Origin of the sequence: Streptomyces sp. CB02959 (assembly GCF_002803155.1) — a bacterium.
GTDB lineage: Bacteria > Actinomycetota > Actinomycetes > Streptomycetales > Streptomycetaceae > Streptomyces.
The window spans coordinates 248,423-263,911 of sequence record NZ_NNBP01000005.1; the positions used below are offsets into that span (position 1 = coordinate 248,423).

The 15,489-nt window shown below is 73.6% G+C and carries 12 protein-coding genes; 8 read left to right on the plus strand and 4 right to left on the minus strand.

The features are described 5' to 3' along the window. The first annotated feature begins 210 nt into the window (after nucleotides 1-210). The 4 genes from CG747_RS10955 to CG747_RS10970 all read left to right on the plus strand — a co-directional run bounded on the left by CG747_RS10955 (nucleotide 211) and on the right by CG747_RS10970 (nucleotide 4,289). Nucleotides 211-1,572 (plus strand): glycosyltransferase family 4 protein, encoded by a 1,362-nt coding sequence (locus CG747_RS10955; RefSeq protein WP_100601478.1) that lies wholly within the window; start codon nucleotides 211-213, stop codon nucleotides 1,570-1,572. Nucleotides 1,573-1,649: 77 nt separating this feature from the next. Further along, nucleotides 1,650-2,495, plus strand: a complete 846-nt coding sequence (locus CG747_RS10960) for a class I SAM-dependent methyltransferase (protein WP_100601479.1) — start codon at nucleotides 1,650-1,652, stop codon at nucleotides 2,493-2,495. Further along, nucleotides 2,492-3,562 (plus strand): prenyltransferase, encoded by a 1,071-nt coding sequence (locus tag CG747_RS10965; RefSeq protein ID WP_100601480.1) that lies wholly within the window; start codon nucleotides 2,492-2,494, stop codon nucleotides 3,560-3,562. The genes CG747_RS10960 and CG747_RS10965 overlap by 4 nt, the downstream gene beginning before the upstream one ends. A 139-nt stretch (nucleotides 3,563-3,701) precedes the next feature. Next, the gene (locus CG747_RS10970; RefSeq protein WP_100601481.1) at nucleotides 3,702-4,289 is read left to right on the plus strand and encodes a hypothetical protein; all 588 of its coding nucleotides are present in this window, start codon (nucleotides 3,702-3,704) and stop codon (nucleotides 4,287-4,289) included. Nucleotides 4,290-4,920: 631 nt separating this feature from the next. On the opposite strand, the gene CG747_RS10975 is transcribed toward CG747_RS10970, so the two are convergent. From CG747_RS10975 to CG747_RS10990, 4 genes are all read right to left on the minus strand, one after another. Then, entirely contained in the window at nucleotides 4,921-5,931 is a 1,011-nt protein-coding gene (locus CG747_RS10975; RefSeq protein ID WP_100601482.1) for an LLM class F420-dependent oxidoreductase, read from the minus strand. Between the two features lie 173 nt (nucleotides 5,932-6,104). Beyond that, nucleotides 6,105-6,920, minus strand: a complete 816-nt coding sequence (locus tag CG747_RS10980) for a DUF5336 domain-containing protein (protein ID WP_100601483.1) — start codon at nucleotides 6,918-6,920, stop codon at nucleotides 6,105-6,107. A 190-nt stretch (nucleotides 6,921-7,110) separates the two neighbouring features. After that, the gene (locus tag CG747_RS10985) at nucleotides 7,111-8,016 is read right to left on the minus strand and encodes an N-acetylmuramoyl-L-alanine amidase (RefSeq protein ID WP_100601484.1); all 906 of its coding nucleotides are present in this window, start codon (nucleotides 8,014-8,016) and stop codon (nucleotides 7,111-7,113) included. Between the two features lie 19 nt (nucleotides 8,017-8,035). Continuing rightward, nucleotides 8,036-8,695 (minus strand): class I SAM-dependent methyltransferase, encoded by a 660-nt coding sequence (locus CG747_RS10990; protein WP_100601485.1) that lies wholly within the window; start codon nucleotides 8,693-8,695, stop codon nucleotides 8,036-8,038. 701 nt (nucleotides 8,696-9,396) lie between these two features. On the opposite strand from CG747_RS10990, the gene CG747_RS11000 reads away from it, so the two are divergent. The 4 genes from CG747_RS11000 to CG747_RS11015 all read left to right on the plus strand — a co-directional run bounded on the left by CG747_RS11000 (nucleotide 9,397) and on the right by CG747_RS11015 (nucleotide 15,466). After that, entirely contained in the window at nucleotides 9,397-11,583 is a 2,187-nt protein-coding gene (locus CG747_RS11000) for an acyl-CoA dehydrogenase (protein WP_100601595.1), read from the plus strand. A gap of 70 nt (nucleotides 11,584-11,653) precedes the next feature. Next, a complete protein-coding gene (locus CG747_RS11005; protein WP_100601486.1) occupies nucleotides 11,654-12,847 on the plus strand; it encodes a lipid-transfer protein in 1,194 nt (397 codons plus the stop codon). Nucleotides 12,848-13,044: 197 nt separating this feature from the next. Then, nucleotides 13,045-13,824 carry a DUF4232 domain-containing protein gene (locus CG747_RS11010; RefSeq protein WP_100601487.1) on the plus strand — a complete coding sequence of 260 codons (780 nt, stop codon included), beginning with the start codon at nucleotides 13,045-13,047 and terminating at the stop codon, nucleotides 13,822-13,824. Between the two features lie 196 nt (nucleotides 13,825-14,020). After that, entirely contained in the window at nucleotides 14,021-15,466 is a 1,446-nt protein-coding gene (locus CG747_RS11015; protein ID WP_180985479.1) for an MFS transporter, read from the plus strand. Nucleotides 15,467-15,489 lie beyond the last annotated feature (23 nt).

The following is a 15,489-nucleotide window of genomic DNA, read 5'->3' on the forward strand; positions in this document are numbered from 1 at the left end:
GATGCGGTGAGCGCCGGTGGTGCGATCGGCACAGCATGGCAGGGCCCGTGCCGTGGCGCGAATCACCTGGTGTGGCTCTTTTTGCTCCGTTCCCGGCCGGTAGATTCGAAACTCGGTGAACTGATCAGTAGCTTTTCAGTTCTGAAACTTGTTCTAGATTACCGCCAGCGGTTACGCTCCGGCGAAAGTCCAGTGAGAAGGGGGCCGTGCGTGACCGCAGAGGCCGTCCAGGCAGCCGCGCCCCGCCCGGCGGAGACCCCCTCGGCCTCCGCTCCGACGGACCGTGAGCGCCCCCTGCGCATCGCCATGCTCACGTACAAAGGGAACCCGTTCTGCGGCGGACAGGGCGTCTACGTCCGGCACCTCTCCCGCGAACTGGCCCGCCTCGGCCACACCGTCGAGGTCATCGGCGCCCAGCCCTACCCCGTCCTCGACGAGGGCGTGACGCTGACCGAGCTGGCCAGCCTCGACCTCTACCGGCAGCCCGACCCGTTCCGCACCCCCGGGCGCGACGAGTTCCGCGACTGGATCGACGGCCTCGAAGTCGCCACGATGTGGACCGGCGGCTTCCCCGAACCGCTGACCTTCTCCCTCCGCGCCCGGCGCCATCTCGCCGCCCGCCGCGGCCAGTTCGACGTGGTCCACGACAACCAGACCCTCGGCTACGGCCTGCTCGGCGGCCCCGAGGCGCTCGGCGCCCCCCTGGTCACCACGATCCACCACCCCATCACCGTCGACCGGCGCCTCGACCTGGCCGCCGCGCACGACTGGAAGCGCCGCGCCTCGGTCCGCCGCTGGTACGGCTTCACCCGGATGCAGAAGCGGGTGGCCCGGCGGCTGCCGTCGGTGCTGACCGTCTCCGGCTCGTCCCGCCAGGAGATCGTCGAGGACCTCGGCGTCCACCCCGGCCGGATCCACGTCGTCCACATCGGCGCCGACACCGACCTCTTCTCCCCGGACCCGGCCGTCCCCGAGGTGCCCGGCCGGATCGTCACCACCTCCAGCGCGGACGTCCCCCTCAAGGGGCTGATCCACCTCGTCGAGGCGCTGGCCAAGGTGCGCACCGAGAACCCCGACGCCCACCTCGTCGTGGTCGGCAAGCGGGCCGACGACGGACCGGTCGCCGCCGCCATCGAACGGCTCGGCCTGTCCGGCGCCATCGAGTTCGTCAAGGGCATCAGCGACGCCGACCTCGTCGACCTGGTGCGCGGCGCCCAGATCGCCTGCGTGCCCTCCCTCTACGAAGGCTTCTCGCTGCCCGCGGCCGAGGCGATGGCCACCGGCACCCCGCTGCTGGCCACCACCGGCGGCGCCATCCCCGAGGTCGCCGGGCCGGACGGCGAGACCTGCCTCGCGGTGCCACCGGGCGACGCCGGGGCGCTCGCCGCCGGCCTGCTCCGGCTGCTGGGCGACGAGGGGCTCCGCCGCCGCCTGGGCGCGGCCGGCCGGGAGCGGGTACTGGCCCGCTTCACCTGGCGGCAGGCGGCCATCGGCACCGCCGAGCGCTACCGCGAGGCGATCGCCCGTCAGGCGGGCCGCTCCGCCGCCTCGACGGCCACCGGCCGCCGGTGAACCGCACCATGCCGCCCTCCCGGAGCCCACGCCGCACTTCACCCCGCCCCTGACCGCCGGACGAAAGCGTAAACGCCGTGCTGACCGTCGACTTTTCCCGTTTCCCGCTCGCTCCCGGCGACCGCGTACTCGATCTGGGCTGCGGCGCCGGCCGGCACGCGTTCGAGTGTTACCGGCGCGGCGCGCAGGTCGTCGCCCTGGACCGGAACGGCGAGGAGATCCGCGAGGTCGCCAAGTGGTTCGCCGCGATGAAGGAGGCCGGCGAGGCCCCGGCGGGCGCCTCCGCGGTCGCCATGGAGGGGGACGCCCTCGCGCTGCCGTTCCCCGACGACAGCTTCGACGTCGTGATCATCTCCGAGGTGATGGAGCACATCCCCGACGACAAGGGCGTGCTCGCCGAGATGGTCCGGGTGCTGCGCCCCGGCGGCCGGATCGCGGTCACCGTGCCGCGCTACGGCCCCGAGAAGGTCTGCTGGGCACTGAGCGACGCCTACCACGAGGTCGAGGGCGGCCACATCCGCATCTACCGCGGCGACGAACTCCTCGGCAAGATGCGGGAAGCCGGCCTGGAGCCCTACGGCACCCACCACGCCCACGGGCTGCACAGCCCGTACTGGTGGCTGAAGTGCGCCTTCGGCGTGGACAACGACCAGGCGCTGCCGGTGAAGGCGTACCACAAGCTGCTGGTCTGGGACATCATGAAGAAGCCGCTGGCCACCCGCCTCGCCGAGCAGGCCCTCAACCCGCTCATCGGCAAGAGCTTCGTCGCCTACGCCACCAAGCCGCACCTGCCCGGGTCGGGGGACGAGACCGGGGCCGCGGAGCCCGCCGCCGAGCCGGCCGCCGCCGAGCCCGCCCGGCCCGCCGCCAAGCGCACCCGGTCCGCGACCAAGCCGGCCGCCGCCCGCGGGGCCGCCAAGTGACGAGTCCCGGGCGTACCGAACGGCTCGTCCTGCCGGGGGTGCTCACCGCCGAACAGGCCGCCGAAACCGTCGCCGGCATCCTGGCGACCCAGCGCACGGACGGCGCCATCCCCTGGTTCCGCGGCCACCACCTCGACCCGTGGGACCACACCGAGGCCGCCATGGCGCTGGACGCGGCCGGCGAACACGAGCGCGCCGAGGCCGCCTACGACTGGCTGGTCCGGCACCAGAACCCGGACGGCTCCTGGTACGCCGCCTACGCCGACGGCGACGCGAGTGCCCCCACCGACCGCGGCCGGGAGAGCAACTTCTGCGCGTACCTCGCGGTCGGGGCGTGGCACCACTACCTGTCCACCGGGGACGAGACCTTCCTGGACCGGATGTGGCCGGCGGTGCACGCGGCGATCGGGTACGTCCTGGAACTCCAGCAGCCCGGCGGCGAGATCGGCTGGAAGCGCGAGGACGACGGCACACCCGTCCGCGACGCGCTGCTGACCGGCTCGTCCTCCGTCTACCAGGCGCTGCGCTGCGCCCTGGCGATGGCCGAGCAGCGCGAGGAGCCGCAGCCGGACTGGGAACTGGCCCTCGGCCGCCTCGGCCATGCGATACGCCACCACCCCGAGCGGTTCCTGGACAAGTCCCGCTACTCCATGGACTGGTACTACCCGGTCCTGGGCGGAGCGGTGCGCGGCGCGGCGGCCCGGGAGCGGATCGACGCGGACTGGGACCGCTTCGTCGTCCCCGACCTGGGAGTGCGCTGCGTGGTGCCCAACCCCTGGGTCACCGGCGGCGAGAGCGCGGAACTGGCACTGGCGCTCTGGGCGATGGGGGAGTCCGACCGGGCCGTGACGATCCTCCGCTGGATCCAGCACCTGCGCGCCGAGAACGGCATGTACTGGACCGGCTACGTCTTCGAGGACGAGGCGGTCTGGCCGCAGGAGCTGACGTCCTGGACGGCCGGTTCGGTGCTGCTGGCGGTGGCCGCGCTGGGCGGTGACGAGGCCACCACCTCGGTCTTCGGCGGCGAACGGCTGCCGACCGGGCTGGCGCCGGACTGCTGCCGGTAGCCCCCGGCCCCGGGCGCCGTGCACCCGCCCGGGCAACGGGCCACCCCCATACGGCCGTTTCCGAGTGGCGGCGCTCCGGCGGGCGGGACAGGCTGCGGACGATGCTCCCCAGCCGAACCGAGCCCGCCGGAGGCGCTCCGTGACCGTTTCGCAGTCCCCCGTCCGCAACCGCGCCGCCCTGCGCAGGGCCGTCATCGCGTTGCCGCTGGTCTGCACGCTGACCCTGGGCGCCGTCGCCTGCGGCGGCTCGAAGAAGAGCGAGGGTGGGGCCAGCGCCTCACCCAGCGCCTCGCCCAGCCCCACCAGCTCGGTGGAGAAGCAGAAGTTCGCCAAGACCCGCTTCGTGGCCAACGCCGGGCTGGCGGCCGGCGCCACCTACCAGTGGATCATCAAGCCGTACAAGGCCGGAGGGTTCAAGCCGGGCGCCAGCCACCGCAAGACCGCGCTGGTCAAGGCGGGCCTGGCCGGGGTCTTCACCTACAACCGGCTCAAGGCCGCGGTGCGCAACGCCCAGGGCGACCCGACCCTCGCCAAGGCACTGGCCCCGCTCAACAGCGGCATCGAGTCGCTGAAGAACCTCGGCACCAAGCTCCGCAAGGGCGAGGCCGGCACAGGCGACGTCGACCAGTTCCAGAACGTCATCAACAACGTCAAGGACGTCGGGAAGAAGAACGGCGCCGAGGTGACGAACCAGGTCCCCAGCGCCTCGCAGCTGAGCGGGGGCTGACGGGCCGCTGCGCTTGGTCGTGCTTCCCACGTTGTCGGCCGTCCCGCCGTGGGGCGTTTGCCTGGTGCGCCTGCGGCGCGTAGCGGGTCCGATGCACGGGGCTGCCTCGTACGTTGTCGGGTTTCCCGCCGTTGCGCCTGCGGCGGGCGGTTGTCCGCTGCGCGGGGCTGTCGGGTGCCGGTGCCGGGCCTGCGGGGATGGTGTGCAGGACTGCTGCGCTTTACGTCCTGCACACCACCCCCTCCGGCCCGTCCCCTCCCGTATGGGGGGAATACGAGTGAGTGGGGTTGATGTGAGCGGGCTGGTGCGGTCCGTGGGCATGGTGCAGCCGGGCCGGCATCGCCCAGTGGTCCAGTGACGGCCGGGCAACGACCGGAAGGGGACCGCTCACCTCGGGCCCCACCCACCTGTCTTTCCCACCCACATACGGGAGGGGACGGGGGTGCGGGGTGGGGGTGTGCCGGACGTAAAGCGAAGCAGTCCGGCACACCCCCACCCCGCACCCCCGGCACCGCGGCCGATCAGCCCCGCGCAGCGGCAACGCCCGCCGCAGGCGCAACGGCGGGAAACCCGACAACGTACGACGAGGCTCGGCGCAGCCGACAACGTGGGAAGAAGCCCAGCGCAGCGCCTAGCCGTTCAGCTCGGCCAGCACCCGCAGCGTCCGCGGATCGGGGGCGGTCACCAGCAAGTCGGTGACCGGTCCCGCGCGCCACGACTCCAGCCGCTCCGCGATCCGCTCCCGGGGCCCGACCAGCGAGATCTCGTCGGCGAAGGCGTCCGGAACGGCCAGTACCGCCTCTTCCCTGCGGCCTTCGGCGAAGAGCCGCTGCACCCGCCGGGCCTCCTCGGCGAAGCCCATCCGCGCCATCAGGTCGGCGTGGAAGTTCTTGGCGGCGTGCCCCATCCCGCCGATGTAGAAGCCGAGCATCGCCTTGACCGGCAGCAGTCCCTCGGCGATGTCGTCGCAGACCACGGCGCGCGCCATGGGGGCGATCAGGAAGCCCTCCGGGGCGTCGGCCAGCGACTCCCGGTAGACCTCGGGGCGGGCGGGCGACCAGTACAGCGGCAGCCAGCCGTCCGCGATCCGGGTGGTCTGGGCGATGTTCCGGGGCCCTTCCGCGCCCAGCAGGACGGGCAGGTCGGCCCGCAGCGGATGGGTGATGGGCTTCAGCGGCTTGCCCAGGCCGGTGCCGTCCGGGCCCTGGTACGGGTGGGGGTGGAAGCGGCCGTCGACCGTCACCGGGCCCTCGCGGGCCAGTACTTGGCGGATGACCGCCACGTATTCCCGGGTCGCGGTCAGCGGGCTCTTGGGGAACGGGCGGCCGTACCAGCCCTCGACGACCTGCGGCCCGGACAGCCCCAGGCCCAGCAGCACCCGCCCGCCCGAGAGGTGGTCCAGGGTGAGCGCGTGCATCGCGGTGGCGGTGGGGGTGCGGGCGGCCATCTGGGCGATGCCGGTGCCCAGTTTGATCCGGGAGGTGTGCGCGGCGATCCAGGTGAGCGCGGTGAACGCGTCGGAGCCCCAGGCTTCCGCGGTCCACACCGAGTCGTAGCCCAGGCGCTCGGCCTCGCGGGCGAGTTCGAGGTGCCGGGGGTCGGGGCCGCGGCCCCAGTAGCCGAGTGCCAGACCGAGACGCATGGGTCCGCTCCTCTTTCGACGACCGGTTGCCTACCCGCGTCCTGACGGAGCGTCAGTTCGCTGGTCCGCGCACTGTACGGCGCCGCCGCGGACATGGCAACGGCCCCCCGCCCGCGAGGGCGAGGGGCCGGACCGGCCCGGAGGCCGCGACAGGACCGCGGGGTGCGGCGGCGTCAGCCGCGCTGGATGCCGGTGGTGTCCTGGAGGATGCCGCGCCGGCCGTCCTGGGTCTGCGCGATCAGCGCGGCGCCGCGCTGCTCGACGGCGAGGTACCAGGTGCCGGGCGCCAGTTCGGCGATCGGCGACGGCGAACCCTCCTCGCCGTACAGCGGGCGGGCCACCGGCACCGCGAACCAGAACGGGGCGAAGTCCGCCGCGCCGGTGCCCGCCGCACCGGCGACGGTGGCGTCGGACTCCCCGGCCGGGGCCTGCTGGCCGCCGTAGCCCTGACCGGGCTGCTGGGGGCCGCCGGGCTGCTGCTGGGCGCCCGGGTAGCCGTAGCCGCCCTGCTGCTGGGCGCCGGGGTAGCCGTAGCCCTGGGTGCCGCCGGCGGCACCGCCGCCGTACGGGCCGGGGGCCTGCGGGCGAGGCGCGCCGACCAGGGCGACCTTCAGCGCCGGGACGAGCGGGGTGGCCACCGCGGCGCCCGCCTGCGCCAGCGCGGCGATCAGGCCGATGATCAGGCCCACGCCCGCACCACCGCTGCCGAGGGTCGCCCAGAACGCGGTCCAGGCGGCGAACACGGACAGCGCCACGCCGAACTGCCCGAGCTCCAGTCCGGCGACCTTGCGCGGCTGCGGCAGGGCCCGCGCCGTGACGATCAGCGCGGCCGCGATGACGCCGGCCAGGTAGACGCTCATCAGCAGCGCCAGCGATTGCCAGGCGTTTGCGCTGCCGTACGAGGAGAGGTTGAGGAACGAGGCGATCAACAGCAGTACCGCTGCTCCGATCACCACGCCGTCGCCTCGACTGAGGGAGCGGATGTTCACGTAAAGGTCCTTTGTCGGTTTCGTGTTCCTGGTCGACTCGGTGAGGGCGTCGACGCTGTCGCTGGCGCGCGGTGCGAGGCACGGCGATGGCCCCCCATCGTAAAGGGAACCTATCGTCGAATCCTGTGGGCCGCCCGCGGGTATCGATGCGGCGCGGTCGGAAGTCCGTTCGGCGGGTCCGGAAGTCCGTTCAGCGCGTCAAGAAGTCCGTAATGCCCTCCGTGATCCCGTGGGCCGCCTTTTCCCGCCACTCCGCGTCGGTCAATTGCGCGGCGTCCTTCGGATCGCGCATATTGCCGCACTCGATGAACACCTTCGGCACCGTGGAGAGGTTCAGTCCGCCGAGATCCGAGCGGATGTCCAGCCCGGTTCCGTGGCCGACGTAATTGGAACGGGCACTTCCGGTCACCGCCGCGAAACGGTCGGCGAGCCGCTCGCCCAGGTTCCGCGACGGCCCGACGATCCGGGAGGTGTCCGCCGCGCCCGCGGCGACCGGCGCCGGCAGGATGACATGGAAGCCGCGGTTGCCGGCGGCCGACCCGTCGGCGTGGACCGAGACCGCGGCGTCGGCGTGCACGCGGTTCCCCGCGGCGGCCCGCCCGTCCACGCACGGCCCGTACGCCCGGTCGCCGTCCTGGGTGAGCACGACCTTGGCGCCCTCCTCCTGGAGCAGCGTCCGGGCCCGCCGGGCCACGTCCAGCGTGAACTCCGCCTCGGCGTAGCCGCCGTCGGTGGCGGTGCCGGTGGTGTCGCACTCCTTGCGGTCGTTGCCGATGTCCACGAGCCGGGCGATCTGCGCGGTGTGGTCGCGGTTGCGCGGATTGTGACCGGGGTCGAGCAACACGGTTCTGCCCTGGAGGCTGTGCGGCCCGCCCACGGGGGCCGGGCTTCCCGCACCGGCCGTGGGGGCGCCGCTGCCGGCCTCGCCCCCGTGCGCGGACGACGAGCCGGAGGTGCCGCCGGCCGGGGAGGGGCCGCCACCCGGCGACCGCCACACCAGCCAGCCGCCGACCCCGACGGCCATCACCACGGCCAACGCGATCAGCAGGATGCCGCGCGAGCGGCGGGGCGGAGGGAAAGTACTGCCGTTCGACACCTGCGCGATCGTAGCCTGCTCAGATTCCGGCCCCGGTCCGCCGCAGGACGCGCAGCGAACGATGCGCGCCGACCTCGGTGAACGCGCCGGACGCCAGGGCCCGGCAGTAGATCCGGTACGGGGCCTGCCCGCCGTCCGCCGGGTCCGGGAAGACGTCGTGGATCACCAGCAGCCCGCCGTCCGCGACATGCGGGGCCCAGCCCTCGTAGTCGGCGGTGGCGTGCTCGTCGGTGTGCCCGCCGTCGATGAAGACCAGCCCGGCCGGCGCCTGCCACAGGGCCGCGATCTGCGGCGAACGGCCCACCAGTGCGATCACCCGGTCCTCCAGGCCCGCCGCGTGCAGGGTCCGGCGGAAGGCGGGCAGGGTGTCCATCCGGCCGACGACCGGATCGACGACCTCCGGATCGTGGTACTCCCAGCCGGGCTGCTGCTCCTCGCTGCCCCGGTGGTGGTCCACGGTGACGGCCGTCACCCCGGCGGCGCGCGCCGCCTCGGCGAGCAGCAGCGTGGACCGGCCGCAGTAGGTGCCGATCTCCACCAGCGGCAGCCCCAGCGCGGCCGCCTCACCGGCCGCCGCGTACAGGGCGAGGCCCTCGTCCACCGGCATGAAACCCTTCGCCGCCTCGAACGCGGCGAGGATCTCCGGCCGGGGTGCGGTCGGGGCCGTAGGGGCGGTCATGGGCTTCCTCCTGGTGGATGCGGCCGTGGTGCGGCGGCGGTGGACGGTCGACGGCCCGGCAGGGTCCGGGTCGTGCGCTATGGATGGTGCCGTACGGGCCCGGGGATAAAGGAACGGGGGTTCGTATGGCCCGTTTCCCGGCCGGATTCCGGGCGGTCGCCGGGCCGCGCCGCGCGCCCGCGGGGCGGCCGGGGCGCCGGTCCCGCGGGATGCTCCCGCCCCTCCCGTTCGCGCTCCGCCCTCTTCCGTTCGCGACGCGCCCGCTCCGGTTACCGGACGGCGGTTCCCGGCATCCGTGAATTCGCCGCATTCCACACCCGTGGAACGGGAGAGGGAAGGAGAGGGGGAACGCGAGAGGGAAGGAGCGGGGAACGCGTACGCGTTCAAACGCCGCTCGCGGTGGCGTCGGGAACGGATGCCGAACCACTCCGGAACGGATGCCGGAAGCGGCCCGAAACCGCGCGGGGAAAGGTCGGCCGATAAACCGCCGCGCGGATCCGCGCCGTAATAGTGAACGGCCCGCACGAAATTCACCGAACCGTTTCCGGTCCGGACCCGGACCGTTTCCCGCTGGCCGCTGGCCGCTGGCCGCTGGCCGCTGGCCGCTGGCCGCTGGCCGCTGGCGGCTGGTGGCCGGGCGGTGGGCAGTCGACGGTCATCTGACCTTCCGTCAGATTGAAACGTGTTCTACTCTGCCGGGCATGGGCATCGGAATCACGCAGGACCATCGTGACCTCGCGGAGGCGGCGCGTGGCTGGGCGGCGCGGGCCGTACCGCCCGAGGACGTGCGCAAACTGCTCGACGCCGCACCGGCGCGGACCGGCCGCCCCGCGCACTGGGACGGGCTCGCCGAACAGGGACTGCTCGGCCTCCACCTCCCGGAGGCCGACGGCGGGGGCGGCGGCGACCTGCTCGACCTCGCCGTCGTCCTGGAGGAGTTCGGCCGCGCCGCGCTCCCCGGCCCGTACCTGCCCACCGTCCTCGCCGCCACGCTGCTGCACCGCGGCGGCGCACCCCGGCACCTGGTACGGGCGCTGGTCACCGGCGAGCGGATCGCCGCCGTCGGCCTCGGCAGCGGCTCGCTCACCGCGGTGGAGGGGGCCGACGGCTACCTCCTCGACGGCACCGCCCCGCCCGTCCTCGCCGGCGGCGACGCCGACCTGATCGTGCTCGCCGCGGAGGCCGCCACCGGGACGGTGTGGCTGGCGGTGGACGCCGCCGCACTCGCCGTCCGCATCCAGGACAGCGCCGACCCGACCCGGCCGACCGCCGAGGTCCGCGCGGACGGCGCGGCGGTCCCCGCCGACCGGCGGCTGGCGGTCGACGGGGCCCTGGTCCGCGACCTCGCCGGGACGCTGTTCGCCGCGGAGGGCTGCGGAACCGCCGCCTGGGCACTGCACACCGCCGCCGAACACGCCGCGGTACGCGAGCAGTTCGGCCGTCCGATCGGCCAGTTCCAGGGCGTCAAACACCTCTGCGCCGAGATGCTCGTCCGCTGCGAGCAGGCCCGCGCCCTGGTCTGGGACGCGGCCCGGGCCGCCGACGCGCCGTCCGAGGTGCGCGGGCTGGTCGCCGCCCTGGCCACCGCGACCGCCCTGGACGCCGCCGCCGGCTGCGCCAAGGACTGCATCCAGGTCCTCGGCGGCATCGGCTTCACCTGGGAACACGACGCCCACCTCCACCTGCGCCGCGCGGTCACCGCCCGCCAACTGCTCGGCGGCGCCGACACCCACCGGCTGCACGCCGCCCGGCACGCCGCGGCCGGCGCCCGCCGCGCACTCCGACTGGAACTGCCCGCCGAGGCAGCGGAGTTCCGCGACCGGGCCCGCACCGCCGTCGACCTGGCGCGCGGCCTGGACCCCGCCGCCGCCCGCCGCGCACTGGCCCCCACCGGGTACGCCGCACCCCATCTGCCCGCCCCGTACGGACTGGGCGCCGGCCCCGTCGAACAGCTCGCCATCCAGCAGGAGATGGCCGCCGCCGGAGTCCGGGTCAGCGAACTGGGCATCGCCACCTGGGTGGTGCCCGCGCTCCTCGCCCACGGCACCGCCGCGCAGCAGGAGCGGTACCTGCCGCCGACACTGCGCGGCGACCTCCTGTGGTGCCAGCTGTTCTCCGAGCCGGAGGCCGGTTCCGACCTGGCGTCCCTGCGGACCCGGGCGGAGCGCACCGCGGACGGCGGCTGGCGGGTCAACGGCCAGAAGGTGTGGACGTCGGCCGCCCGAACGGCCGGCCACGGCATCCTGCTCGCCCGCACCGACCCGGACGCGCCCAAGCACCGCGGCCTGACCTTCTTCGTCATCGACATGTCGACACCGGGGATCGACATCCGCCCCCTGAAGGAGATCACCGGCGACGCCCTCTTCAACGAGGTCTACTTCGACGACGTGCTGCTCCCGGCGGACGCGGTGGTCGGCGCGGTCGACGACGGCTGGCGGGTCGCCCGCACCACTCTCGGCAACGAACGCGTCCACATGGCCGACCAGATGGCCTTCGACACCGGACTGGAGGCGCTGCTGGGCCGCTCCGCCGAACTGGACGGCGCGGTCCGCGCCCGGGTCGGCGCGCTGCTGGCCGAGGCGCACGCGCTCGGCTGCATCGGGCTGCGCACCACGCTCCAGCAGGTGTCGGGCCGGGAGCCGGGCGCCGGTGCCAGCATCCGCAAGCTGGTGCAGACCGCACACCAGCAGAAGGTCGCCGACCTGGCCCTGGAACTGCTCGGCCCGGTCGGCGCGGTCCGCGAGGGCCCCGGCGAACGGGCCCTGCACGGCTTCCTGATGTCGCGCTGCCTGACCATCGCCGGCGGTACCACCCAGGTGCAGCTGAACGTCGTCGCCGAACGGCTCCTCGGCCTGCCCCGCGACCCGGAACCCCGCCCCCTCATCTGACCTTCCGTTCCCCCACCCCGTTCCCCCTCCGCTCCGCATTTGCCCGTCACCTGGCCCCAGGAGGATTCGCATGGCCGGCACGGCGTACATCATCGGCGTCGGGATGACCCGGTTCGAGAAGCCGGAGACCCGCGACTGGCAGTACTGGGACATGGCGAAGGAGGCGGGCGGCGCGGCGCTCGCCGACGCCGGTATCGGCTACGACGCCGTCGAGCAGGTACCGGTCGGCTACTGCTACCAGGCGTCCACGGCCGGCCAGCGCGCCGTGTACGAACTGGGCCTGACCGGCGTCCCCGTCTACAACGTCAACAACAACTGCGCCACCGGGTCCACCGCGCTGATGATGGCCCGCCAGTTCGTCGCCTCGGGCCTCAACGACTGCGTCCTGGCACTGGGCTTCGAGAAGATGAAGCGCGGCGCGCTGGGCGCCGGCTCGGACGGCGGCGACTTCGCGTCCTCACCGGTCGCCCGCCACTACGGGGTGATGGCCGCGGCGCACGGCTTCGAGATGACCCCGCCCACCGCCCAGATCTTCGGCAACGCGGCCCGTGAGCACATGGAGCGCCACGGCACGACCGCCGAGCAGCTCGCCATGGTCGGCGCCAAGAACCACCGGCACTCCGCACACAATCCGAACGCCCAGTTCCAGGACGTGTACACCGTCGAGGAGATCCTCGCCGCCCGCACCGTGCACCGCCCGCTCACCAAGCTCCAGTGCTCACCGACCTCCGACGGTGCCGCGGCGGCGGTGGTCGTCTCCGAACGCTTCGTCCGCGAGCACGGCCTGGCGGAGCGCGCGGTGGAGATCGCAGGACAGGCCATGACCACGGACACCGAGGAGAGCTTCGCCTCCGGCTCCTGCATCGACGTCGTCGGCGCGCCGATGAGCCGGGCCGCGGCCCGGAAGGTCTACGAGGCGAGCGGTCTGGGCATCGAGGACGTCGACGTGATCGAACTCCACGACTGCTTCTCGATCAACGAACTGCTGACGTACGAGGCGCTGGGCATGTGCGCGGCGGGTGAGTCGGGGAAGCTGGTCGCCGACGGCGCCACGACCTACGGCGGCCGCTGGGTCGTCAACCCGTCGGGCGGCCTGATCTCCAAGGGGCATCCGCTGGGCGCCACCGGCCTGGCCCAGGCGGCCGAGCTGGTCTGGCAGCTCCGCGGCGCGGCCGGCGAGCGGCAGGTCCCCGGCGCCCGCGTCGGCCTCGCCCACAACATCGGCCTGGGCGGCGCGGCGGTGGTCACCCTGCTACGGAAGTGAGGGCGGCGGGCGGCGGGCGGCGGGTGCGCGCGGGGGCGACGGCGGGGCCGTGCGGGTCCTCCTCGGCGTCTTTCCGCTGCTCACGACGGTGTTAGCCGGCTGTTAGCGGCGCGGCAGCCCTGCGATAGGGACCCCGGCCAAAGTGGGTGTCGTACCGAGGAAGCACCGACGACACCGACTGTCCTGGGGGACCTGAGATGAGCTCCGACACCGCCGTTCGCACCACCCGTCGCCGCACCCTGCGCGTCGCCGCCGCGGCCCTGACCGCGGTCGCCGGTCTGACCCTGACCGCCTGCTCCGGTGCGGACATCACCGGCGCGAAGGCCCCGGGCGGGACGGCGAGCGGTGTGAACGCCGCGGGCGTGGACGCTCCCGGTTCCTCCGGTCCCGGTTCTTCCGGTTCCGGCTCTTCCGATTCCGGTTCGTCCGCTGATGGTTCCGGTTCGTCCGCCGACGCGGCGGGCTCGGGTACCGGGGCGGGTTCGGGTGCGAAGGCGAAGGCGGAGGCCAAGCGGTCGGGCGGTGCGCACGCCACCGGTGGTCGTGGGTCGGGTGTCGAGCGCTGCCACACCTCCGGCCTGAAGGCGTCGTTCGCCACCGGTGGGGATGCCGCTCCGGACCCGAAGGCGGGCGGCGCGACGACCACCAGCGTCGTGCTGACCAACAAGAGCGGCCGCACCTGCGTGATCGGTGGTTTCCCGGGCGTGGACCTGACGTCCGAGAACGGGGGCGAGCGCTGGTCGCTGGCCCGCTCCTCGGCCAAGCACGGCTCGATCACCCTGGGTCCCGGCGACAGCACCGACTTCACGATCAACCTCGCCATGACCGAGGAGAACGAGGGCTTCTACCAGCCGGCCTGGGCGCAGATCACCCCGCCCAACGAGACCAAGTCGATCACCATCGCCTGGCCCTGGGGCACCCTCGTCGACCAGCGCGCCGCCACCCACCCGGGCACCTTCGTCAACCCCATCGGCTGACCACCCGTCGGCTGACCACCTCGGCACTACCCTGGACACGCGCCGGGAACATCGCCGAGCGCGACCGGCGCCGAGAGATTTCCCCGCCGATCCTGCCCCGCCCTACGCCTCTCGCCCTACGTCCCCGGGCCTAGGACCCGAGAGGTTGTCAGATGCACCGATATCCCGATGCGGTGGGCGAGCGTCCGGTGCGAGCATGGTGCGCATGCCCCCGATAGCCACCTCCTCCACGCTGTCCGCGTCCGCGCGCCGGACGGCCGCGCCGGCCTGGCTGGTGATGCTGCTGGTCTGCGCCGGACAGTTCCTGGTCGTGCTGGACGTCTCCGTCGTGAACGTGGCACTGCCCGCCATGCGCTCCGGGTTGGGTCTGTCCGAGCTGGGCCTGCAGTGGATCGTCAACGCCTACGTGATCACCTTCGCCGGCTTCATGCTGCTCGGCGGCAGAGCCGCCGACATCTTCGGCCGCAAGCGGATCTTCGTCGTCGGGCTGGCGCTGTTCACCGTCGCGAGCGCGGCCGGCGGGCTCGCCCAGCAGCCCTGGCAGTTGATCGCCGCGCGCACCATCCAGGGCGTGGGGGCCGCGGTGCTCTCCCCGGCCACGCTCACCATCCTGACCACGTCGTTCCCGGCCGGTCCGGCCCGTACGCGGGCCATCGCGACCTGGACGGCGGTCGGCGCGGGCGGCGGCGCGGTGGGTGGCCTGGTCGGCGGGGTGCTCACCGAATACCTGTCGTGGCGCTGGGTGTTGCTGATCAACGTGCCGGTGGGGGCGGCGGTGCTGACCGGCGCGGCGCTGTGGCTCGCCGAGAGCCGGCAGGGCGCGGCGCGGCGGCTGGACGTGCCCGGTGCGCTGCTGGTGACCGGCGGGCTCGGCCTGGTGGCGTACGGCATCGTGCAGACCGAGACGCACGGCTGGGGGTCGGCGACCGCCCTGCTTCCGCTGGCGGCCGGGCTGATGGTGGTCGCGGTCTTCGTCGCCGTGGAGGCGCGCACCAAGGCGCCGCTGATGCCGCTGGGGCTGTTCCGGCTGCGGTCGGTCTCCTCGGCGAACGCGGCGATGGTGCTGTCCGGCGCCGCGATGTTCTCCATGTGGTACTTCCTGTCGCTCTACATGCAGAACGTCCTCTCCTACCAGCCCCTGTGGGCCGGACTCTCCTTCCTCCCGCACTCGCTGTGCATCGTGCTGGGCTCGAAGGCCGCGCCCCGGCTGATGAACCGCCTCGGAGCCAAGACGCTGGCGATCTGTGGCGCGGTGATCTCGCTGGCCGGGATGGTGTGGCAGAGCACGCTGACTGTGGACGGGACGTACCTCGGGACGATCCTCGGCCCCGGCATCCTGATGGCGCTGGGCGCCGGACTGACCGCGACGCCGGTCGCCGCCATCGCCACCTCCGGTGCCGACCCGGCCGACCAGGGCCTGGTCTCCGGCCTGATCAACACCTCGCGCCAGATGGGCGGCGCGCTGGGCCTGTCGGTGCTCTCCACCGTCGCGGCCTCGCGGGTCGCCGCGGGGCACGGCCGGGCGGCCCTGGCCGACGGCTACGGCACGGCCTTCGCGGTCGGCGCGGTGGCGCTGAGCGTCAGCATCGTGCTGATGCTGCTGGCCCTGCCGCGCCGGCGGACGGACGTCGCCCACGGCTGAACACCGGCCGGCCCGCGGCCCGG